This window comes from Thermococcus gammatolerans EJ3, assembly GCF_000022365.1.
Taxonomy (GTDB): domain Archaea; phylum Methanobacteriota_B; class Thermococci; order Thermococcales; family Thermococcaceae; genus Thermococcus; species Thermococcus gammatolerans.
The window spans coordinates 50103-71878 of record NC_012804.1; the positions used below are offsets into that span (position 1 = coordinate 50103).

At 56.2% G+C, this 21776-nt stretch carries 21 protein-coding genes; 6 read left to right on the forward strand and 15 right to left on the reverse strand.

Translation table 11 applies throughout. The annotated features are described in order from the left end of the window. Position 1 precedes the first annotated feature (1 nt). The 13 genes from TGAM_RS00300 to TGAM_RS00360 form a co-directional block, all read right to left on the reverse strand. The gene (locus TGAM_RS00300) at positions 2-1732 is read right to left on the reverse strand and encodes a hydrogenase large subunit (protein ID WP_048810937.1); all 1731 of its coding nucleotides are present in this window, start codon (positions 1730-1732) and stop codon (positions 2-4) included. A 2-nt stretch (positions 1733-1734) separates the two neighbouring features. Beyond that, positions 1735-2655 (reverse strand): respiratory chain complex I subunit 1 family protein, encoded by a 921-nt coding sequence (locus tag TGAM_RS00305; protein WP_015857685.1) that lies wholly within the window; start codon positions 2653-2655, stop codon positions 1735-1737. Positions 2656-2657: 2 nt separating this feature from the next. After that, positions 2658-4736 (reverse strand): proton-conducting transporter transmembrane domain-containing protein, encoded by a 2079-nt coding sequence (locus TGAM_RS00310; protein ID WP_048810938.1) that lies wholly within the window; start codon positions 4734-4736, stop codon positions 2658-2660. 2 nt (positions 4737-4738) lie between these two features. Beyond that, complete coding sequence (locus TGAM_RS00315) at positions 4739-5953, reverse strand: complex I subunit 5 family protein (protein ID WP_048810939.1); 1215 nt, start codon at positions 5951-5953, stop codon at positions 4739-4741. Positions 5954-5955: 2 nt separating this feature from the next. Then, entirely contained in the window at positions 5956-7398 is a 1443-nt protein-coding gene (locus tag TGAM_RS00320) for a hydrogenase 4 subunit D (RefSeq protein WP_048810940.1), read from the reverse strand. A 10-nt stretch (positions 7399-7408) separates the two neighbouring features. Then, a complete protein-coding gene (locus TGAM_RS00325) occupies positions 7409-7909 on the reverse strand; it encodes a 4Fe-4S dicluster domain-containing protein (RefSeq protein ID WP_015857689.1) in 501 nt (166 codons plus the stop codon). A gap of 5 nt (positions 7910-7914) precedes the next feature. Continuing rightward, entirely contained in the window at positions 7915-10065 is a 2151-nt protein-coding gene (fdhF, locus tag TGAM_RS00330; protein WP_015857690.1) for a formate dehydrogenase subunit alpha, read from the reverse strand. A gap of 250 nt (positions 10066-10315) precedes the next feature. Next, entirely contained in the window at positions 10316-11146 is an 831-nt protein-coding gene (locus tag TGAM_RS00335) for a Coenzyme F420 hydrogenase/dehydrogenase, beta subunit C-terminal domain (RefSeq protein WP_015857691.1), read from the reverse strand. Continuing rightward, positions 11143-11829 (reverse strand): NADH-quinone oxidoreductase subunit B family protein, encoded by a 687-nt coding sequence (locus TGAM_RS00340; protein ID WP_238516218.1) that lies wholly within the window; start codon positions 11827-11829, stop codon positions 11143-11145. Before TGAM_RS00340 ends, TGAM_RS00335 begins: the two co-directional genes overlap by 4 nt. Then, on the reverse strand, positions 11829-13010 hold the full coding sequence (locus TGAM_RS00345; RefSeq protein ID WP_015857693.1) for a nickel-dependent hydrogenase large subunit: 1182 nt from the start codon (positions 13008-13010) through the stop codon (positions 11829-11831). The genes TGAM_RS00340 and TGAM_RS00345 overlap by 1 nt, the downstream gene beginning before the upstream one ends. A gap of 166 nt (positions 13011-13176) precedes the next feature. After that, positions 13177-13680 (reverse strand): 4Fe-4S dicluster domain-containing protein, encoded by a 504-nt coding sequence (locus tag TGAM_RS00350; protein ID WP_015857694.1) that lies wholly within the window; start codon positions 13678-13680, stop codon positions 13177-13179. After that, the gene (locus tag TGAM_RS00355; protein ID WP_048810943.1) at positions 13677-14738 is read right to left on the reverse strand and encodes an FAD-dependent oxidoreductase; all 1062 of its coding nucleotides are present in this window, start codon (positions 14736-14738) and stop codon (positions 13677-13679) included. Before TGAM_RS00355 ends, TGAM_RS00350 begins: the two co-directional genes overlap by 4 nt. A 5-nt stretch (positions 14739-14743) precedes the next feature. Continuing rightward, positions 14744-15121, reverse strand: a complete 378-nt coding sequence (locus TGAM_RS00360; RefSeq protein WP_148206237.1) for a 4Fe-4S dicluster domain-containing protein — start codon at positions 15119-15121, stop codon at positions 14744-14746. A gap of 209 nt (positions 15122-15330) precedes the next feature. Here TGAM_RS00360 and TGAM_RS00365 point away from each other — a divergent pair, with 209 nt between their 5' ends. The 4 genes from TGAM_RS00365 to TGAM_RS00380 all read left to right on the forward strand — a co-directional run bounded on the left by TGAM_RS00365 (position 15331) and on the right by TGAM_RS00380 (position 17908). Continuing rightward, positions 15331-16395 carry a 2,3-butanediol dehydrogenase gene (locus TGAM_RS00365; RefSeq protein ID WP_052291825.1) on the forward strand — a complete coding sequence of 355 codons (1065 nt, stop codon included), beginning with the start codon at positions 15331-15333 and terminating at the stop codon, positions 16393-16395. A 37-nt stretch (positions 16396-16432) separates the two neighbouring features. Further along, positions 16433-17197, forward strand: coding sequence for an NAD+ synthase (locus TGAM_RS00370; RefSeq protein ID WP_015857698.1), 765 nt, complete (start codon positions 16433-16435; stop codon positions 17195-17197). A gap of 133 nt (positions 17198-17330) precedes the next feature. Beyond that, complete coding sequence (locus TGAM_RS00375) at positions 17331-17546, forward strand: TRAM domain-containing protein (protein ID WP_014122763.1); 216 nt, start codon at positions 17331-17333, stop codon at positions 17544-17546. 95 nt (positions 17547-17641) lie between these two features. Further along, on the forward strand, positions 17642-17908 hold the full coding sequence (locus TGAM_RS00380; RefSeq protein WP_015857700.1) for a ubiquitin-like small modifier protein 1: 267 nt from the start codon (positions 17642-17644) through the stop codon (positions 17906-17908). On the opposite strand, the gene TGAM_RS00385 is transcribed toward TGAM_RS00380, so the two are convergent. Further along, positions 17909-19114 carry a CGP-CTERM-anchored Cys-rich protein gene (locus TGAM_RS00385; RefSeq protein ID WP_148206238.1) on the reverse strand — a complete coding sequence of 402 codons (1206 nt, stop codon included), beginning with the start codon at positions 19112-19114 and terminating at the stop codon, positions 17909-17911. Positions 19115-19239: 125 nt separating this feature from the next. On the opposite strand from TGAM_RS00385, the gene eno reads away from it, so the two are divergent. After that, a complete protein-coding gene (gene eno, locus TGAM_RS00390) occupies positions 19240-20532 on the forward strand; it encodes a phosphopyruvate hydratase (RefSeq protein ID WP_015857702.1) in 1293 nt (430 codons plus the stop codon). Positions 20533-20562: 30 nt separating this feature from the next. Further along, positions 20563-21186 (forward strand): hypothetical protein, encoded by a 624-nt coding sequence (locus TGAM_RS00395; RefSeq protein ID WP_238516219.1) that lies wholly within the window; start codon positions 20563-20565, stop codon positions 21184-21186. 21 nt (positions 21187-21207) lie between these two features. Here TGAM_RS00395 and TGAM_RS00400 read toward each other — a convergent pair whose 3' ends face one another. Continuing rightward, on the reverse strand, positions 21208-21690 hold the full coding sequence (locus tag TGAM_RS00400) for a PadR family transcriptional regulator (protein WP_015857704.1): 483 nt from the start codon (positions 21688-21690) through the stop codon (positions 21208-21210). Positions 21691-21776: the final 86 nt, after the last annotated feature.

Consider the following 21776-nt stretch of genomic DNA (forward strand, 5'->3'; position numbering starts at 1 on the left):
TTCAGACCCCCCTGCTGGCCTTTCTCGACAGTTCTGTGAGCTCCTTCTCCGTGAGAACCCTCACCTTACCGCTCCTCGCGTCAACGACCTGAACCCTCTCGGTACAGGAGTAGCACGGGTCCATGGAGGCTATTATCAGAACGGCATCGGCCACGCTGTTACCCCTCATAGCGTCCGGCAAAGCGGGGAAGTTGTTGTAGGTTGACGCCCTTATCCTCCAGCGGTAGAGCCTGTTACCCTCGCCGGTCATGACGTAGTGGACGTCCTCTCCCCTCGGCGCCTCGGTGAAGCCTACCGCTTCTTGGTACGGAGGTATCTCCTTCCACTCCGCGAGGATGTCCCCTCCCGGCATCTCGTCGAGGGCCTGCTCAATTATCCAGATGGACTCAAGAATCTCCTCCGCCCTTACTAAACATCTCGCCAGAACGTCCCCCTCCTTGTAAACCGGAACCTTGAAGTCGAGGTACTTGTAGGCCGCAAACGGGTGGTCCCTTCTCGCGTCGAGGTCCCTTCCCGAGCCCCTCGCCCAGGGCCCGACCGAGCTCCACCTCTTCGCGTCCTTGTAGGAGAGAACTCCAACGCCCTCACAGCGCTTCACGAAAGTTTTGGTTGATAGCGTCTGGTCGGCCCACTTCTGGAAGCCCTCCCTGAGCTCCCTGATGACCTTCTCAATCATACTCCGCCTGTATTCGAGGAAGTCCCTTCTGACACCACCGATGACGACCATTCCGTAGGTCTTCCTGTTCCCCGTGAGCCTCTCGGCCAGCCACATCACGTGCTCCCTCAGCCTGAACGCATCCATGAAGCCCTTGTCGAAGCCAACGTCGTGGCAGGCCAAACCGAGGTTGAGGAGGTGGCTGTGGAGCCTCTCTATCTCCGCCATGACGGTCCTGATGTACTCGGCCCTCTCGGGGACTTCCACACCCCCCGCCGCTTCAACGGCCTGAGCGTAGGCGAGGGCGTGGGCCGTGCCGCAGATTCCGCATATTCTCTCGGCTATGAAATTGACCTGGTCGTAGGTCAGCCTGTTCTCGCCTATCTTCTCTATTCCCCTGTGCTGGTAGAACAGCCTGTAGTCAACGTCAACTATCTCCTCCCCCTTGACATAGAGCCTGAAGTGGCCCGGCTCGTCGAGCGCAACGTGGTAGGGCCCGAGCGGGAAGACGGCGGTTCCCTTGGGTGGCTCCCTGTAGGGATACTTGGTCTCGTCGGTAAACTCTCTCTTCGGGCTGTCGGTGTAGTGGAAGTCCTTCCTGAGGGGATAGACTCCTTCTGGCCAGTCATCCGGGAGAACCAAGCGCCTCGGGTCCGGATGGCCCTCCGGGATGAGGCCGAGCAGGTCTTTTACCTCTCTCTCGTACCAGTTGGCGCCCGGGTGAATCGGTGTGACCGAGGGGAACTTTGGGTCGTCCTCCGAGATGTATGTCTTTATGCCAAAGACGACATCCCCGCTCGCCCCGTTTATCGATATCCAGTAGATCAGGCTGAACTTGCCCCGCAGGGGCCTCTCGTCGGCCCCGACCATCGTGGACAGCTGGGTCTCCTTCCACTCGGGGTGGTTTATTATGTAGCCTATGACCTCGGGAAGGTCTTCCTTCCGAATCTCGATTATCCATTGGTTGTCAGCGTTCCTCTCGATGCGAATAATCCTATCCCTGAACCTCTCGATGACCTCGTTAACGTACCTCTCCCGAACCTTTTCATCGGTAATCTTACGCGCCCATTCCTTCATATTCACCACCCCAGAGCCGCGAGGACGAGGACCGCTATGGAGCAGACAAACACCCCCGCGTTCTGCCTGATGATTTGCTCTATCCTGAGCCTCGCGTTCATGGATTCAATTATCGCCACGGCCGTATAGAGCAGGAAGAGAACTATCAGCTGGGTGACCAGGATTAAGGCCCCGCCGAGAGCACCATTCGCGATGTTCCTCACGAGAGGTATCGAGATGAAACTGCTGAGGAGCCACAGCAGGGCGAAGCGCTTTATCATGAGCGCCCACTTGAATATCCCGAGCAGGTAACCGCTGTACTCCGAGAAAACACCCTCGAGTATCTCCTGCTCCGCCTCCGCCACGTCAAAGGGTATGAAGCCTCCCTCGACGTAAACCGAGTAAGCCAGCAGGCCGTACGCGAGGAGAACCGAGAGCGTAAAAGTTACTGCGAACGGTATGGCTCCAATCCTGAGGGTGTGGGCGTTTAGGGTTAAGGTTCCTATCGCGAGGCCGAGGACGGGCTCTATGCTCAGCATTATCATCATTTCCCTGTTGGCTCCGGTGTTGGTGTAGGTGTTGTTGAGGCTGAAGCCCGCTATCATGTAGGCTATCGAGACCATCGCCAGGACGTAGAGGAATACGAAGATGTCGCCGGTGAAGCTTACCGGTATGACCCTTCCGTAGGGGAGCACGAGCGCAGCTGAGACCGCGGAGGCAAAGGCTATGTAAGGGGCCAACCTGAAGGCGAGCCTTTCGGTCGGGTAAACCGGCTCCATCGAGAGGAAGGTCACGAGGTCATAGTAGGTCTGGAGTATCGACGGCCCCTGCCTGAGCTGAATCTTGGCCTTGATTTTTCTCGCTACCCCATCGAGCAGTGGGGGGAGGAATAGTATGAGACAGACCGCGATGAAACTGAAGGCTATCCTCTCGTAACCGCTCATCTTCACCACCCCGCGAGGATTAGGAGGATTAGACCCAGCACGGCAACCGCAACGGCCAGCAGGAGGTTGTAGTTGAGCGAGAGTTCCTCCAGTCCTATTGCCAGTCCCTTGGCCAGCTGGACGAAGGGCGACGCAACGGCCTCGTCGAGGTAAACTTCCTTTCCATTCTCCACGTACCACCTGCCCGCGCTCGTGATGCCTCTTCCAACCTTGTCGGCCCATCTGAGCAGTGTCTTACCGAGGGTAAGGTAGCCCCCCGCGACTGCGGAGCACACTCCGGAACCCCACTCGCTCAGAACATCCCCGCTGTGGTAGAGGCCGTGAATGTACTCCTCGAAGGGTCCGTAGTAGTGCATTGCTTTGAGCTTGTAGTGCTCCATCCTGACAGGCTCGCCCGTCGTCCAGACCTTGACGACTTTCTTCGGCCTGTTCGGGTAGGAGACGAGCATGGCTCCAGCTAAAACGCCGAGCACGCCGACGAGGAGCCAGGGGTTGAAGTACGTCTCGCCACCGCTCGGCATTCCGGGAGCTTTTATCGTCACGAGCCAGTACTTGGTGGATATCCAACCCGAGAGATCTGTTCCAGTGAGCACCTTTCCAGGCGCGAGGAGGAGAGGTATTATAGACGACGGTATGAGTCCGAAGAGCAGGCAGAGGGCCGCGAGGAAGCCCTTTCCGACGAGCATCGATGAGGGAACTTCCTCCGCGTTCTCAGTTACCTTGGTGGGCACCCCTCCGAAGGCTGTGGTGTAGAACTTGACGAAAGAGGCCAACGTCGCCGCGCTGATGAAGAGGGCCATCACACCGCAGAAGACGAGCAGTCCGTCGCCCGAGAGGAAAGTCCCCTGGTAAATCATCCACTTGCTCATGAAGCCGTTGAAAGGCGGCTCTCCCGCTATTGACATGGCCGCTATGAAGGTGAAGAGAGCCGTCAGTGGCATGAGCTTCGCCAGCCCGCCAAGGACGTTGAGCTCCCTCGTGTGCGTCCTGTAGAGGACTGAACCCGCTGAAAGGAAGAGGAGCCCCTTGAATATCGCGTGGTTGACGAGGTGGTAAAGTCCAGCGGCCATTGCTATCGCTCCGAAGGCGGCATAGGAACCTCCTTTGGCCATGAGGGCTATGCCCGCTCCGACCCCGAGCCAGATGTAGCCCATCTGACCCACCGAGTGGTATGCTAAGAGCCTCTTCGCGTCGGTTTGCTTGAGGGCGTAGAGCGTTCCGACCGTCAGAGTCACCGTTCCGAGTATCGCCACGATGTAGCCGAAGGTTTCATTCAGCCCGAGTATGAAGCAGGTCGTCCTGATGAGGCCGTAGACGGCTACCTTAATCATGGCACCGCTCAGCAGGGCCGAGACGTTGCTCGGAGCGGCCGGGTGGGCATCAGGAAGCCAGAAGTGGAGCGGGACGACACCTGCTTTGCTACCGAAGCCTACCAAGAAGAGGAGGTAGTAGATTGGGCCGAGGTGGAGTTTTGATAGGTTGTCGAAGTTGAGGCCTTCGATTGAGCCTGCCTTGGCGTAGAGCAGGGCGAGGGCCACTATAAGCGGCAGCGTGCTCGCGACGTGCATCGTCACGAAGTACTTCCATCCCGCCTTTCTGACGTACTCCTCGTCGTTCTCCCAGACCATGAGGAGGTAGGAGGTGAAGGTCATGACCTCCCAGAAGAACACGAACCACAGGAAGTTCGAGGTCGTCACTATGAGCACCATCGAGAGGACGAAGGTTGAGTAGAGAACCACGTAGAGCCAGCCCCTTCCGAAGCGCTCGTAGAACTCCATGTACTTCGGCGAGTATATGGAGGTCGCTAAACCAAGGCTTCCGAGGACGAGGCAGAGGATGAGCGAGAGGCCGTCCACGTGGAAAGGTATCTTCGCAACCCCGAGGTCGTAGGTGAACTCGATGGCCTTTCCCTTAAGGGCTTCCGGCAGGACGCTTACCGTGAAGGCTAACAGTGAGAGTGATGCCAGGCCCGTGAAGACGTGGCCCACTGTTATTGACGCCCTGTAGTTCTTCCTTAGCGGGAGTACCGCGAGGATTGAGATGAGGTACAGGATTACGGTCAGGGTGAAGAGCTCCTTCATTTTCACCACCTCGTCCACACGTAGTTGCACACGAACTGGCTCGCGAGCGAGAGAATCAGGAGGATTATCACGGCTATGGCTATGCTAACCGGCAGTTTGCGCCTGAGCTCGGGTTTTCCGTCGCTTATCACGTAGGCGTGGATTGTTCTCAGGAAGATGATGAACGCTATAACCCATTCGAGCCCCACGAAGAGCGCCAGCCATCCGTTGACCTGGAAGAGCGTTTTAATGGCCTCAACCTTGTTGAGGAACAGGTTGAACGGCGGAACTCCTTCGAGGGCGAATATTGAAGCTATCAAGAGCCCCGCCGTCGTCTGGTCGGAGTTTATCATGCCTTTCATCTCGTCCAGGTTCCTCGTGCCGAAGACGTAGAGTAGTGCACCAGTCGTCAGGAAAGCGGCCCCCTTGGCAAGGCCGTGAGCCAGAACGTAGTAGCTCACTCCCTTCTCGATTCCCGCAACTCCGAGTAATCCGGCGAGGAGGAAAGCGTACATCCAGCCGATGTTGTCTATTGTAGACCAGGCGAAGAGCCTCTTGACGTCCGTCTGGTGGGGGTAGGTGAGTATCGCCGAGAGCATGCTCAAGACCGCCATTGCCCCGACGAGCCAGGCTATCCAGCCAGGAACGCTCCAGTTCACCGCATCCAGGACTCTTATGCTCCCGTAGATGCCGAGCTCTACCATCGCGCCGCTCATCAAAGCCGAGACGGGGCTTGGGGCGGCCGGGTGGGCGTCAGGTAGCCAGAAGTGGAGCGGGAAGAGGCCGGCCTTGGCCGCGAATCCGAGGAGGAAGAGGGCAACTATGGCAGTTTTGTACTCGCTTATCGGGCCGAAGTTGAAGGTGCCCTGGCCGGCGTAGTAGAGCGTGACCGCGAGCATGAGCGGTGAGGTGTCGAAGAGGTGCATCGTTACGAAGTACTTCCATCCCGCCCTCTTAACGTTCTCCTCGGGCCAGTCGTAGATTATGAGGAAGTACGAGGCGAGCGTCATTATCTCCCAGAGGAAGAGGAAGCTCAGCCAGTCCTGGACCATCGGAATGAGGAGCATTGCGGCTATGAAGATGAGCAGGGTCGGGTAGTAGGGTATCTTCGGCTTGAAGCGGTAGATTTCCATGTACTTCAACGACCCTATCAGCGCCGCTATTCCGAGTATCGCGACGTTCAGCGCGAAGAGGACTGAAATCCTGTCGAGTGAGAATGTAAGCGTCACCTCGAACATCCTCACCACCCCACCTTAGCGACCAGCGGGTAGGCTATGTACGGGGCTATTATCGCCAGTATCAGCAGGATTACCATCACGACCTTCATCAGTGGCGTTATCTCGACTCTCTCGTTGCCTTCGCTGAAGACCATCGAGTGCACCCTCTTCAGCGACACCATGAGAAACACCGCCGAGTCCAGCAGGAGGAGGGCGAACATTGCGAGCACCAGTAGGCTCTCCCTCATCGCGTTCGCGTTGCTGAGTATGCCGAGCTTTCCAAAGAACACGCCGAAGGGTGGAACGCCGGCCAAACCGAGGAGCGCAAAGGTCCAGCCGTAGCCGACCACCGGGGATTTAATTAGTCCCCTTATCCTGTCCATCTCAAGGGTTCCGAGGGCGTAGCTGAAGGTTCCAGCGGTGAGGAATGCTAAGCCCTTGATGTAGGCGTGGTTGAATAACTGAAAGACCGAGGCCTGAAGACCGCTCTCCATACCGAGGACGGCCGTTGCGAGGGCGACGTACATCAAGCCAGATTCGGCTATCGTTGAATAGGCCAGGAGTCTCTTCGCATCCCTCTGGGAGGGGTACATGAGGATGCAGATTAGCTGGGTGGCGATTATCAGGCCCGCCATGACGTAGAAGCCTTCCCTTGGAATCGGCTGCATGAACTGGATGAACCTCGCGAGGAGGAAGACACCCATCTCGACCATCGCCGCGCCGTGGAGGAAGGCGCTCGCTGGTGTTGGGGCAACCATCGCATCAGGTAGCCACGAGTAGAATGGGAACTGGGCGCTCTTCGTGAAGGCCGCTATAACAACGGCCAGGAACACAATCAGCTTCAAGTGGCTCTCGAGGGAGGAGTAGGCGAAGAGGCTCAGATTGTGGAGGTGTGTAATTCCAACGCCAACGGCAGTGTAGAGACCTATCATCGCGCCGAAGTTAGTGACGATGAAGGCCTTGTAAGCGGACCGCTTGGCCTTCTTGCTTCCATAGTAGCTCACGACACCCCAACAGGCGAGGCTCATTATCTCGAAGAATATCAGCAACTGGAGAACCGACGACGAGTACACGAAGGCAAGGGTCGCGCCTATGAAGAGCACCATCCAGGCGTAAAAGCGTCCCTTACCCTCATAAACGGGATGTTCCCTGTTGTTTGGACTCATGTAATCAACCGCGTACAGCATGAAGAGCAGTCCGGCGGTCGATACAACCAAACCGACTGCAACGCTCATAGGGTCTATCAAAACGCCGTAAACCTCGCCCAGACTTTTTGAGGTCAGCAGGGCCTCATGAACGGTTTTCATTCCCGAGGAGCAGAACTCGTAAACCCCGAGGACGTTGAGGAGGGTTGTGATGATGACAGTGATGAGCATGAAATAATCTGCCCTCTTACCATCGAGTTTGAACAGCATAAGCCCCGCGGCGAGAGGAATTGAGAAGGAAAGAAGGAAAAGTTCTTCCATGCCCACCACCTCAGAGGGCTCTCAGGGAGATCCTCTCCCCCTTCTTGGCTATCTCTATCGCTTTCTCCGTGAATTCCCTTCTTCTCATCCGCTGTATATCGTTGAAGTCCCCGAAGAGGAGTGCGTCGGTCGGGCAGGTCTCTACACAGGCCGGGAGCTTTCCTTCGGCCCTCCTGTGGGAGCAGAGGTCGCACTTCATCATTATCTTGTCGAGTACGTCCAGCTCAGGGATTCCGAAGGGGCAGACTATGCCACACATGAGACAGCCGATACACTTCTGGGGAGCGAGCAGGACTGCTCCATCCTCGTCGCGGTATAGGGCGTTGGTGGGACAGACCTCGACACACGGGGCCTTCTCACAGTGGCGGCAGTTGAGGGCCATAGCGGCCATTTCCTGCCACTCGAAGACGTTGATGAAGGACCTGCCGTTGTGCTCCCTCTCACAGGCGACCTCACAGGCGCGGCACTCAATGCACTTTGAAAAGTCGATAAAGACGGTCTTCCTGGCCATTCAAATCACCCCTTCACGACCTCAAACTCGGGTATAACCTTTGGAACGGCCTTCATCAGCTCCCTCGCTTCCTCTTCGCTTATCTTCGCTATTCTGCAGGCGCAGGCCTTGGTTTCGGGTATCTTTGAGACCGGGTCGAGGGCGTCGTTGGTGAGGACGTTTGCCCCCCAGTGCCAGGGAACAGCTATTACTCCCTTCTTGACGGTCCTGGTGACCTTGGCCCTGACCGGGTAAGCACCTCTCCTCGTCTCTATCTTTATCCAGTCGCCGGTCTTTATGCCGAGCCTTTCGGCGTCCTCTGGGTGTATCTCGGCCAAGGGCTCCGGCCAGCGCTTGACGAGGGCCCTGCTCCTTCCCGTCATCGTGAGCGTGTGGTAGTGGCCGACGTACCTGATTGTCGTGAGCAGGAACGGGTACTCCTCGTCCGGCACCTCTGCTGGCCCCCTGTAGTCAACCGCCGCGAGGTGGGCTTTTCCGTCTGGAGTCAGGAACCTCTCCTTGTAGAGAACCCTCGTTCCCGGATGGTCTTCGCTCGGACACGGCCAGTGGATTCCTGCCAGGTTGCTCTTGAGCCTCTCAGGCGTTATGCCCCTGTACTGGGGCGTGCACGCGTTGATTTCCCTGAGAATGTCCTCAGGGGAGGTGTACCTGAATCCTCTCGCCCCGTCTCCGGAGAACCCTGCGGCCTTTCCGATTTCGCTCACTATCCACCAGTCGGGCCTCGCCTCTCCGGGCGGGTTCAGCGCCTGGAAGCTCCACTGCACCCTTCTTTCCGTGTTGGTGAGGGAACCCTCGTTCTCAAGCATCGCGGCCGCTGGCAGGACTATGTCGGCGAACTCCATCGTTGGAGTCGGCACTATGTCCTGGACGACCATGAACTCGAGCTTCTGGAGGGCTTTGAGAACGTGGTTCGTGTTGGCGTCGCTTATGACCGGGTTCTCGCCCATGACGTAGTAGGCCTTCACCTTGCCCTTCTCTATGGCGTGGGCCGCTTCGATGACGGTGAGGCCGACTTCACCGCTCAGCTCGACGCCCCAGAACTCCTCGAAGAACTTCCTCTTCTCGGGGTCGGTAACTGCCTGGTAACCGGGGAAGACGTTCGGGAGGACTCCGAGGTCGCACGCGCCCTGGACGTTGTTCTGACCGCGCATCGGCGAGACTCCACAGCCCTCCTTCCCCTGGTAGCCGCATATTGCCGAGAGCGTCGCGGCCAACCTGACGTTGTCGTGGCCGTGAGTGTGCTGGGTCAGGCCCATCGCCCAGGTTATGACACCCTTTCCGGCGGTTGCGAAGGTCCTCGCGGCCTGGACTATGAGTTCAGCCGGAACGCCGGTTATCTTCTCAACGTATTCTGGTGTGAACTTCTCGACGGTTCTTGCCAGCTCGTCGAAGCCGACGCACCTTCTCCTCACGAAGTCCTCGTCGTAGAGGTTCTCCTTGATGATGACGTGCATCATGCCGTTGAGAAGCGCTATGTCGGTTCCTGGATAGTGCTGGAGGAATATGTCCGCGAACCACGCGGTTCTGGTGAACCTCGGGTCGGCGACGATGACCTTTGCGCCCCTCTCCTTGGCCTTTAGGACGTAGCGGAAGCCAACCGGGTGGGTTTCAGCGTAGTTGTGGCCTATGATGAAGATTACGTTCGCCTCCTCGATGTCCTTGTAGGTGTTGGTCATCGCCCCAGCGCCAAAGACCGCCTTCAGGCCGGAGACCGTTGAGGAGTGGCACAAGCGAGCGCAGTGGTCAACGTTGTTCGTTCCGAGCATTCTGGCCAGCTTCTGGATGAGGTAGTTGGGCTCGTTGAAGGTTCTCGCCGAACCGAAGAACATCATCGCGTTGGGGTCGTCCTTGGAGTACGCCCTAAGCCTCTCGGCGACTTCCTTTATGGCCTCGCTCCAGCTTATCTCAACGAACTTGCCCTGTTCCGTTGCCTTCAGGGGCTTTTTGAGCCTGTCCTTCGCCAGGAGGTACTCAAGAACGGCGTTGCCCTTCGGACAGAGCTTTCCGTTCTCGTTTGAGATGCCCGGTATGTCCTTTGCGTACTCGATTCCCCGCGGGTAGCCGTCAAGGCTCTTTATGTACAGCCTGCACCCAACCCCGCAGTACGGACAGACGACCGGTACGAGCTTTTCTTCCAACGGGAACACCCCCTTCATGTATTTTTGCGTTCATCAATGTTCATCTATTACCTCGATGTCCATGTTTTTCTTCAGAATCAGCTTCGTGTTTTCGCTTAAAACGGTTTTTTAACAGCTTAGTTTCCAACCAAAGGTTTAGAAAGGAGAGAACAGTTAAAATAAGGCCCAATTTCCTCTGTTTTACTCTTTTGTATGCCTTTGAGCCTGGAGGCAAACAACACGAATTAACGGGGGAGGGGATGTAAAGCATTAACGATAAAAATGAAAGTCAGAAGAGCTGAGCCATGTTCCTCTGCGCCCTGGCGACCTTTTCTCTCGCCCTCTTCAGGACATCTCCAAGGACGTGAACACCGTCACGGAGCTCTATGTAGTCCTCTTTTTCCGCCCCTTTCACGAGCTCCTCCCCGCGGACGTTCCTCGTTATAAGTACCGTCCATCCGGGTTCGCTCTCGACGAATCCAGCCGAGATGTCGCTCCACAGTCCCGCGTAGTCAGTGCACACCAGACAGCCAGTCTGGAGGTATGAGTAGGCCTCCTTCAGCGGTATCGCGAGAACTGTGTCGTCGTGGTGAACCTCCAGGAACTCCCTACCCAGGCGGATGTCCTTTATGTCCTCCGCCCTGACGCCGTAGCGGACGCGGAGGTAGTTCAGGAAGGCCTCGAACGCGAAGGTGCCCATGCAGAACAGGCTGATTATGTACTTAATCCTGTTGCCGAAGTCCGTCTCGAGTATCGGAAAGTCCCTCATCTGGCCGAAGAACTGGGCCTGGCAGGGCAGACAGACTATCGCGACCGCCCTGAGGTCTTCCTCCTCAATCTTTGCCTTTATCCTGGCTGCAAAGGGGACAATGCTCCAGCTGTTGCCAGCTGCCTCAAGCAGTTCCTCCCTGTTGCGCGCGACAACGGCTTTGCCCTCGAACCCCTTCACCCTCTTTGAGGTCACGACTCCATCGACGAGTCCCTTATCGAGGGCGTAGCAGAGGAGCGCCGTTACCGCCCCACCGCTCGCGACCTTCCTCTTGAGTATCTCCTCGTCCTTCGCCCGGGCAAGATAAACACCGCGAAACTGTCCGAGGAGGTTTTCACCGATTGGCATCATGGCTTTTCACCCCCGAGGCATATCAACTGGGAAGCGCGCGGACAGCGGATGTAGCAAGTTCCACACCTTATGCACCTCTCCTGGATTATGGTTGGCCTCTTCTCCACGAGCCTTATCGCGCCGGTCGGGCAGGACAGCTCGCAGGCGCCACAGCCTATGCACAGGCCCGTGAGAACTATGTCGTCGATGAGGTCAAATCCGCTCAGCTTCTTCAGGCCAGCGGTCACCTTGAACAGCCTGAGCCTCGACTCGTTCCCCGCCATGAAGAACTTGAAGAACGACTGGAGCATCTGCGGCGTTGGGGGACAGCCGGGAATTGAGTAGTCAACTGGTATTACGCTGTTTATTGGCTGGAAGTTCCTGTGGTCGGGCCTCGGCTCCTGGCCCCCTCGGGCGAAGCGCAGTATTCCGCCGAGCGACGCGCAAGAGCCGAAGGCGACAACGACCCTGGCCTTCTCCCTTATCTCCTTCAGCTCCTCGAGAATTCTGGGTTCGTTCATGCAGGCCCCGCCCGTTATTAAGGCAACGTCGTATTCGCCGTACTGGCAGGAACCGTCGCGGAGGTAGGAGATGTCGAGGTCTATCTCGTTCATCAGCTTGGGATAAGCTCTGATTATGCTGACGTTGCATCCCTCACACCCGGCAAAATCCACGTGGAGAACCTTGAGCTTCTCCATGAGCATCACCTCAACCTCACGACGTGGGTCGTGCAGGGTATACACGGGTCGTAGAGCCTCATAACGGCCTCCGCCGCCTTAACGCTCAGACCCTTCGCCATTTCCTCCATGACCGGGATGTTGAACATGGTTGGAACTACTATCCTTGACTTCAGAACCCTTCCCTCCTCTCCGAGCTCGACGTAGTGGATGAGCGTCCCCCTTGGAGCTTCATAAACGCCAACTCCCTTCCCCGGCCTGAAAGTTATGTCACCAGTCCTGAATGGCTCCTCTATCCTTATCTCGTCCAGGATTTCGCCGAGCCTCTGGATGGCCAGCCTCGTATCCTCTATTCTCGCGAGGTGTAAACCGTAGAGGGACTCGTCCCTGAACTCGCGGTACGTGATCATCCTCGCCCTCGGTCCCGTCTCGACCTTCTCGCCGTCGTAGAACGAGACGAGCGTCGTTGATTCCCTCGCGGCCTCCTCCTTCCTGAATTCGTAGTAGGGAACGCTTGAGACCTTGTCCCACTCGATGTTGTACCTGTCCCCATAGAAGAAGCCGCTCGCGAGGTATTTGAAGGGCCTTTTGGCTTCCCTAAGCTCATCCGCAATCTCGGTCTGGATGTCCTCGTCGATTAAAAGCTCCTCGGCGGCCTCCCAGCTTGCGGTGAGGTCTTTGAACCTCGCCTTCAGGTTGTTGAAGACGCTCCACTTCGGAACTGAGAGCATGCCACCTATCGTCAGGTTCGGTGGGTGGGTAGCAGCACCACCGAGCTTGAGCAGGTAGTCGCTTATTTTTGCGTGAAAGTCCATGAGCTTGAAGAGCACGTCGTTCCTCTTTTCCTCCTTAATCAGGTCGCCCGCGACCATGAGGAAGAGCAGAGCGTGGCTCTGGGCCCTGTTTATCAGGCCGAGGGCTTCCCGCATGAGCCTGCCGTTCCTCGGGGGAGTAACCCCTATGGCGTGCTCTATGGCCTCACTCGCCGCTATGCCGTGGGAGGCGTGGCAGAGGCCGCATATCCTCATGACGGCCTCGACGGCAAAGAGGGGGTTCTTTCCGACGACCATCTTCTCGAAGCCCCTAACAGGGGCGGTTGCTATGAAGAGGGCATCCTGAACAACCCCGTCTTCCTCGTACAGGATGAGCTTGGCCTCACCCGCAATCCTGCACACCTTATCGAGGGTTATCTCGCCCAAAGCCTTCACCTCCGCTTTTCACTCCATTTCTGAGTTCGAAACGCACGATAAAAGCGTTTTTTGAACTAAAGGTTTGGAACTCTAATTTTCCGATATGGGGGGAGTTTAGGTTATGAATCACTGGATCCACCAACGTTAATGCGTTAAAAAAAGAGAAATGGCCATCTAAAGGCTTTCAGGGTAGCCTCCCAACCCCCTCGAGCGATATCGTTGACATCCTCTCCCTCGCTATCTTTTCGGCCGTCCTGCGCCTGATTTCGTCCTCAATTTCCTCGGGCTTTCCAAAGAATATTGCCTCGGCAGGGCACATCTCACTGCACGCCGGGGCCATGCCGAGTTGCCTTCTGTCGGCGCACATGTCGCACTTGGTCATGACCTTGAGCTTCACGTTGAAGGTTGGGACGCCAAAGGGACAAACTGCCAGACACATCATACAGCCTATGCACTTGTTGGGGTCTATTATGACCGCCCCGTCGTAGTCCTTGAATATCGCTCCAGCAGGGCACACGTCCATACAGGGGGCCTTTTCGCAGTGCCTGCAGGTTATTGGAATCGGAATGCCCGTTACCGTGTAGTAGACTCTTATGTTGGGCTTTCCGTGATGGATGAACTCACATACCCCCTCACAGGTCTCACAACCGATGCAGAGGCTGTAATCCACGTGGAGAATCCTCCTCATTCTTTCACCTCCATAAGCCAGTAGTGGATGCTCTCGGCCGCGTACAGGCCGTCCTTCACGGCCCTTCCAACCTTCGAGGGCCCGAGCACAACATCGCCGGCCGCAAAGACGCCTTCCCTGCTCGTCATGTGCCTGCTGTCCACGACTATCCTCCCCTTCCTGTCGAGGGCTATTCCCGTGTCCTTGGCGAAGGGAGGAGTTGGCATCTGGCCAACCGCGCAGACCACGTAGTCGACATCGATCTGGAAGTTCGAGCCTTCAATTGGAACTGGCCTTCTCCTTCCCGTCTCGTCGGGCTCGCTCAGCTTCGTCTTGACGAGCTCTATTGCCCTGACCCTTCCGTTCTCGCCGATTATCCTCACGGGCATCGTCCTCTCGAGCCACTTCACGCCTCTCTGCTGGAGGAGGTTTATCTCGTAGGCCCCCGCCGGGGCCTCGCGAATGGTCCTGCGGTAGCTGAGGTAGACCTTCTCGGCCCCAAGGTTGACGCTCTCGAGGGCCGCGTCAACGGCCGTGTGTCCCGCCCCTATGACGATGACTTTCTTTCCCTCCACGGGGGGCACCTTATCCCAGTCCATGTGCCCGAGCTTGGCGCTCTTGATCTTGAACAGGTATTCGAGGGCCGGGAAGACCCCCTCGAGGTCGGAACCCGGTATGGTTGGCACGTAGGCGTTCCACGTTCCCGTAGCTATCAGAACCGCGTCGTAGTTCTTCACGATCTCCTCGAAGTCTATCCTCCTCTCCACGAAGTCGTCGCCGTTCTCGTTTGGATTGCCGAAGCACACCTTTGTCCTCGGGAAGAACTTTACCCCGAAGGCGTTTTCCAGCCTCTCACAGCCGTCCCTTACCCTGTAAATCGGAATCCTGAACTCTGGAATGCCGAAGAGCATCAGCCCCCCTGGCTCTGGGAGCTTGTCGTAGACGTGAACCTCGTGCCCCTGGCAGACGAGGTAGCCAGCCGCGGCGAGGCCGGCCGGTCCGGCACCGATTATTGCGACCTTCTTTCCAGTAGGCTCGGGTTTCTCCCGGCACAGGAAGGCGAAGTTCATACCTTTCATCTTCATCACCTCACGTAGGCTTCATAACTTCGGGCCACGTCAAATATCCGCTTCCTCTTGCAATCATCGCAAAGGTAGACGAGCGTATCATCCTCACCGGCTTCCCTGAGCTTTGAGGCCATGTATTCGGCCTCTTTGACGGTGTACGGAAGTTTCCTGCCGCAGGCCCGACAGCGGGCGAACTCAAAGGTGAGCGTCATCCCATCTGGAATGCCCCTTATGGCCCCCAGGGGGCACGCTTCGTTGCACTCAAACCCACAGCTACCGCACTTTTCGGGCTCAAAGGTTATCCTGCGCGTGCTGTCGTTTACGATTGTTATTGCATTGAAGGGGCATGCTTCGGCACAGAGCCCGCATCCTATGCACTTCTCAACCTCCAGCACGCTTATCCCCTCTCTGCCCCATATTGAACTTTTCAGTGCTTTTATGTCCATATTTTTGTTGGATTCGTTTTCTGTACACTGAAATTTCCATTATCGGGGTTAAAAAGCGTTTTTTGAACCGCTTTTACTGAACCAAAGGTGTCCAACGAAGCGTTGGAGAAAAGGAATTAAGTCAATGCATCCCTTGTCACGCACCTGAGGTGCATGAAATGCTCGCGGTCAGGTGGCACGGAAGGAGGGATCTGAGGCTTGAGGACATCCCCGAGCCCCAAGTTAAGCCGGGCTTCATCAAAATCAAAGTGAAAGCCTGTGGAATATGCGGAACCGACCTGAACGAGTACCTCAACGGACCGATTTTCATACCCACCGAGAGGCCCCACCCTCTCACTGGCAGAACTGCTCCAGTAACGATAGGGCACGAGTTCGCTGGGGAGGTCGTTGAAATTGGCGAGGGCGTTAAGGGCTTTGAAGTCGGGGACAGAGTTGCTATCTTCCCGGTAATCCACTGCGGTGAGTGCTACTTCTGCAGGAGGGGAATGGAGAACCTCTGCGTGAACTTTGGGGTTACGGGCCTCAGCGAGGACGGGGGTTTTGCAGAATATGCCCTGGTCAGACCATATCAGGCCTACAAAATCCCCGAAAGCGTTTCGTTCGAGGAGGCCGCGTTGGTCGAGCCCCTCTCAGTCGGGGTGAGGGCGGTCAAAAAGGCCGGCCTGTTACCGGGGGACAGCGTGGTGATAATAGGAGCGGGTCCGATAGGCCTCAGCGTGCTCCTCGTTGCGAGGGCCTCCGGGGCGGGAAAGGTAATCGTCGTGGAGCCCTCAAGGGTGAGACGGAAAAAGGCCCTCGAGCTTGGTGCTGATATTGCAATCGACCCGAGCGGCAGGAGCACGGAGGAAGTCGTTGATGAGATAGTGGGCGAAACTGAACTTGGAGCCGATGTCAGCTTCGAGTGCGTTGGGCTCAACGAAACTTTCAAGACGGCCGTCGAGAGCATAAGGAAAGGCGGGAGGGCCGTTATCCTTGGGGTTTTCAAGTGCTTGACGTCCTTCAACGCAAAAGGCCTCGTCGTTGGGGAGAAAAGCATAGTGGGCTCGGTTTCCCACAGCGCGGATGACTTCTGCAGGGGGATTTCCCTCATTGCATCCGGGAGGGTTGACGTTGGGCCCATGATAACCTCAAGAGTTGGGCTTGAGGAGATAATCGAGAGGGGCTTTGAGGAGCTCGCGAAGAACAGGGAGGGGCACGTTAAGATACTGGCCGTGGGAAAATAAATTAAAGTCAGAACTCCCAGGTAACTTCGTGGTCAAAATGAGGGAGCTAAACTACGGGGAGGTAATCGAGAAACTGGTATCCTTTATTCAAGAGAAAGTCGGGGAGGCAAAATCCAACGGAGTTGTGATAGGGATAAGCGGTGGAGTAGACAGCGCAACCACAGCTTATCTGGCCGTTAAAGCCCTGGGAAGGGAGCGCGTCCTCGGGCTCATAATGCCATACTACAACAACCAAGACGTTGACGATGCAAGGCTCGTCTGCTCCTCCCTCGGGATTGAGTGCAGGGAGATAGGCATAAAGCCGATCGTTGACTCCTTCGTTGCCGGGCTCGGCTTTCAACCTGATAAACGGAGCCTCGGCAACATAATGTCCCGGACGAGGATGGTCCTCCTCTACGCGCACGCCAACGCCAAAAACTACCTCGTCCTTGGGACGGGCAACAGGAGCGAGTTCCTGACTGGATATTTTACAAAATGGGGCGACGGCGCGAGCGATTATGCTCCCCTCATAAACCTCTACAAGACCGAGGTATGGGAGGTTGCCAAGCTCTTGGGAGTTCCGGAAAGGATCATCGAGAAGAAGCCGAGAGCAGGTCTCTGGGAGGGGCAGACTGATGAAGACGAGCTTGGAATAAGCTACCGCCTCCTCGATGAGATACTCTGGCGCCTTGTAGATTTGAAGATGCCAAAGGAGGAGATAGCGGGGGAACTTGGCATTCCAGTCGAGAGAGTTGAATACGTCGAGAACCTTGTGAGGAGAAGCGAACACAAGCGCCGTTTGCCTCTCGGACCGGAGTTTTAGGCGTTTTCACGCTCTTATCTTAATCATCTTTGATACCAATGCAAACCTTTATATACTCTACAACTAACCTCCCAGTGGGACTCTTCTCGGAGTCTTTCGAGGGAGCCCCAATACTGGAAAGTTGGTGTTAGGTATGTATGGAGATAGATTTGGTGGATATGGAAACGAGGCCCCGGTCAAGGTTGGGGAGCGCTACAGGGTTAAGATTGAGAGCCTTGGTAAGGGTGGCGATGGCATCGCCAAGATAAAGGGGTTCGTTATCTTCGTCCCGAACACCCAGGTCGGAGACGAGGTTGAGATCGTTATAAACTCCGTTAAGAGGAAGTTTGCCTTCGCTCAGGTTATCTGAAGGTTCAAGCTCACATCTCACGCCCGCAAGGGCTTTTCCACTACTTTTTTGACAAACTTTTTTAGAGGGGCCGAGAAGTTTAACCGGTGGTTACCATGAAGGTCACAGTTAGGTACTTCGCCCGCTACCGCTCCCTAGTCGGTAAGGGAGAGGAGGAAGTCGAGCTCCCCGAAGGAGCGACCGTCATGGATCTTATTGAGAAAATAAAAGAGATGCATCCAGTTCTCAGGAACGAGGTCTTCGCGGAGGACGACGACCTTGCGGACGTCAACGTATCGCGCAACGGGCGCTACGTACGCTTCGACGAGACACTTCGGGAGGGTGACGTGGTCGCCATCTTCCCCCCGGTGAGTGGAGGCTAATCATTTCCTCCTTCTTACGATCATAAGGGGCCACAGGGAGAGCAGAGTGATCACTCCGGGGCCGCAGAGGGCTTTAACTGAGTCTGAAACCGAACTTGAAGGCCTTGGAGAGCCGATGTGCTCTGGGGTTCCATGCTGGAGGCCCTCGCTGGTTCCGGGTTCGCCTGTTGACACGACGCTACTGCCGTTCCCAGTATCCCACGCCCCACAGCCGACAAAGCGAACGAGCAATGGATCCTTGCTCTCGTCGTAGGGTATCCACGCATAAGTGCCGTTCTTCGTCTCGTACCACCCGATGTGGGAGTTCCAGCCGGCGTTGCCCCACTCAGAGACCTCCGCTATCTCCTCGATGTCCTCCTCAGTGAGGCCCCTGACAACGCCCCTGGCGACGAGCTCTTCAAGAACCTTCATCATTACCATCGAGGCGTTTACCTCCGAGGTATCGTAGGCCGGCCCCTCCTCGGAGCGCGATTGAACTTCGATCTTCGTGCAGTTTATCCCCGTTGCTTTCAAAAGCTCCTCAACCGCTTCTCTAAGGTCCTCGGGATCTGGGGCCTTTCCGACAATCCCTGTGGGGCCGGCCCGTATAACCTTGGAGGGATCCACCCCGTGACTCCTCAGGCACTTCTCAAACTCCGGGTTGGGTTTCCAGGAGCAGGTACCGTTCACACAGCCACAGCTCGTGAGCTGGAAGCACTCGTACCAGGGAGCGTAAACACAGGGAGTTACGATCTTCTCGACTTCACCTTTTCTGCCACAGACCTCACCGGAGCAGCCGCCGGTGGCGCAGTCGGAGTCGGATTTGCATTCCCACCCCTGATCTGTGATCCTGAAGGTGGCGTTTCCCTTGATGAGCTTGCTCCCGTTTACGATCCATCCAAGGGCCCTTAGCTTTTCGAGGGCATCGGAGGTAAGGATGAAGGTTCCGGAGTAGACCCAGTACGCACCTAGATGCCTAACCGTTGGAATCCCAATCCAGACGTGCAGGCCTTTACTCCCGTTCCAGACCCTGAGCAGGAACGTTTTTCCCTCGATCTCCATCACGGGAGGAACAGCGGGGGAGAGGTTGTACTCAACCCCGGGTTTGTTCAGAAGAACCTCAACGGAGTATAGGTCGGAGGGATTGAAGCAGGCCCCTACGGACTGAGCCGGCAACATTGAAACGATGAACGCCACGACAACCAACAGGGAGTACACCCTTCTCATACCCCTCACCATTAAGTATTCCGGCTTCATTTTATTTAAGCCCCCCGACGGCTTCAAACTGGCTTGAAGTGTAGCTTCAAAACGATTATAAGAGAGATTGGCTAGTATCACCCGAGGTGATTGAGATGGAGAACCCGTTCGAGATTACCGCAGTTGTGGCGAGGGAGATACTCGACAGCAGGGGAAACCCAACCGTTGAGGTCGAGGTCTACACGCCGGTGAGCATGGGGCGAGCGGCCGTTCCGAGCGGAGCGAGCACGGGAACCCATGAAGCCCTGGAGCTCCGCGACGGCGGAAAGCGCTTCCACGGAAAGGGCGTCAGAAGGGCGGTTGAGAACGTCAACAAGATTATAGCACCGGAAATCATCGGAATGGACGTCACATGGCAGAGGGACATTGATATGCTGATGATTGAGCTCGATGGAACGGAGAACAAGAGCAACCTTGGAGCCAACGCAATCCTCGGTGTGTCTCTGGCGGTAGCAAAGGCCGCCGCCAACGCGCTCGGCCTTCCGCTCTACCAGTACATCGGCGGAACCAACGCCTACGTCATGCCCGTTCCGATGAGCAACGTCATCAACGGCGGCGTTCACGCGGGCAACGAGCTCGACTTCCAGGAGTTCATGATAATGCCGGTCGGTGCAAAGAGCTTCCGCGAGGGAATAAGGTGGGTCTCCGAGACCTACCACACCCTCAAGAAGGTCATAGCCGAAAAGTACGGCAAGAACGCCGTCAACGTCGGCGACGAGGGCGGCTTCGCCCCGCCGATGAAGGAAGTTACCGAGCCGCTCGAGGTCCTCATCAAGGCCATCGAAGAGGCCGGCTACAAGCCCGGCGACGAGATAGCCTTTGCCCTCGACGCCGCCTCCAGCGAGTTCTACGACGAAAAGCTCGGCAAATACGTCGTTGGTGGAAAGGAGTATGACAGAGGCGAGCTTCTTGAACTTTACAGGGAGCTCGTGAGCAAGTACCCGATAGTCTCCATCGAGGACCCGTTCCATGAGGAGGACTGGGAAGGCTTCGTCATGATAACAAGGGAACTTGGAGGCAAGATACAGATAGTCGGTGACGACCTCTTCGTCACCAACCCGAAGAGGATAAGGAAGGGCATCGAGATGGGCGCGGCAAACGCACTCCTCCTCAAGGTCAACCAGATTGGAACGCTCAGCGAGGCGATAGATGCCGCCTACACGGCCTTCAGGGCTGGCTACGGCGTCGTCGTCTCCCACCGCTCCGGGGAGACGGAAGATGCCACCATCGCAGACCTCGCCGTTGCTCTCAACGCCGGCCAGATAAAGACCGGCGCTCCAGCCAGAAGCGACAGGAACGCCAAGTACAACCAGCTGATAAGGATAGAGGAGGAGCTTGAGGGTATAGCAGTCTATCCGGGCAAGAGGTTCCGCAACCCGTTCCTCTGAACCTTTTTCTTTATGTTTCTGGTGAAGATTATGAGAATGAGTTTAACCCCGATAAACCACCGCTATCTCTTGCTAACTGCTGAGCTGTTGCTCGTCCTTGCCGTTCTGCTTTCGGCGACGTCACATTACGGCCTATCGGTCGTGTGCCTTGGAGGATCCACGATCCTCTACTACTCGGGCATGAGAGAGCTCGTGAGAAAAAGGTTTGGAACATGGGCGGTCAGGAGATTCACGATAGCTTACTTTCTAAGGGCACTATCGTGGTTCCTGATTGGTATTTCCGCGTTTTACACGTACTCTGCAGTTATAAGAAATGTGTTTCCCTTTGGCCCCAGTGAGTTCTTCGCGACTTCGATCGTTGCGCTTGTAGGTGCGGTTGTTAATTACCTATCGGTTGGAATAAGGAACAGCGTCCTCTGGAAGATCGAAGGTTTGAGGACTAGCCTCTGGTTTTCCCGTCTCAACTCGATTGTTCTCTTCATGGCTGCGATTGTGCCCTTTCTGCCGGCACTTGCAAAAATCTGGGAACTGACAGGGTTTCTGAAGATTTTAGCGGCCCCTGCACTTAGCTCGTTTACGTTTCTAGCTCTTCTGAGCAAGGTTTTTTACTTAAAGTTTCTCCTAACCTCTGAGAACTTGAAGACGGAGAAATAGATAGCGTTTTCTTGAAAAGAACTAATTGGGAGAGTTCTCGATCATATCTCTAAGCTGCTCTCTCTTTTTCTGGAGTATCTCTATGATGCCGTCCAGCAGTTTGAGGTATTCCCCAACGGCCTCCTTGGCGAGCTCTCTACCGTATCCCATTTCCCTGAGCTTCTCCCTAAGCCTCTCGTGATACTGAATTGCCAGATAGAGGGATTTCAGGGTGAGTTCGTTTGCCTCTCTAAGGTAGAGCCATCCTTTCTCCGTGAGGCGATATCTGATGACTCTCCTTTTTCCCCTGTATTCTTCCCTCGACTCGACTAGTCCCTCATCCGCCAGCTTGTTGAGCATGGTGTAGAGGTTGCCGTGGCTGGGCTTCCAGTTGCCGAAGGTTATTCTCTCTATCTCCTTCAGTATCTCGTAGCCGTGGGTTTCCCCCTTCAGGCCTATTATCAGGAGGATGAGGTTCTTCATCGGGACCGTGAAGAGGTTTCTCACGAGGCTTGAGTCCGACATGGTCTCACCACCGGCGAAAGGCTTATAAGCTTCACCCTGCCCATATATGTCTGAATTAGACCTATCTGAATTAGATAGGTTTACAA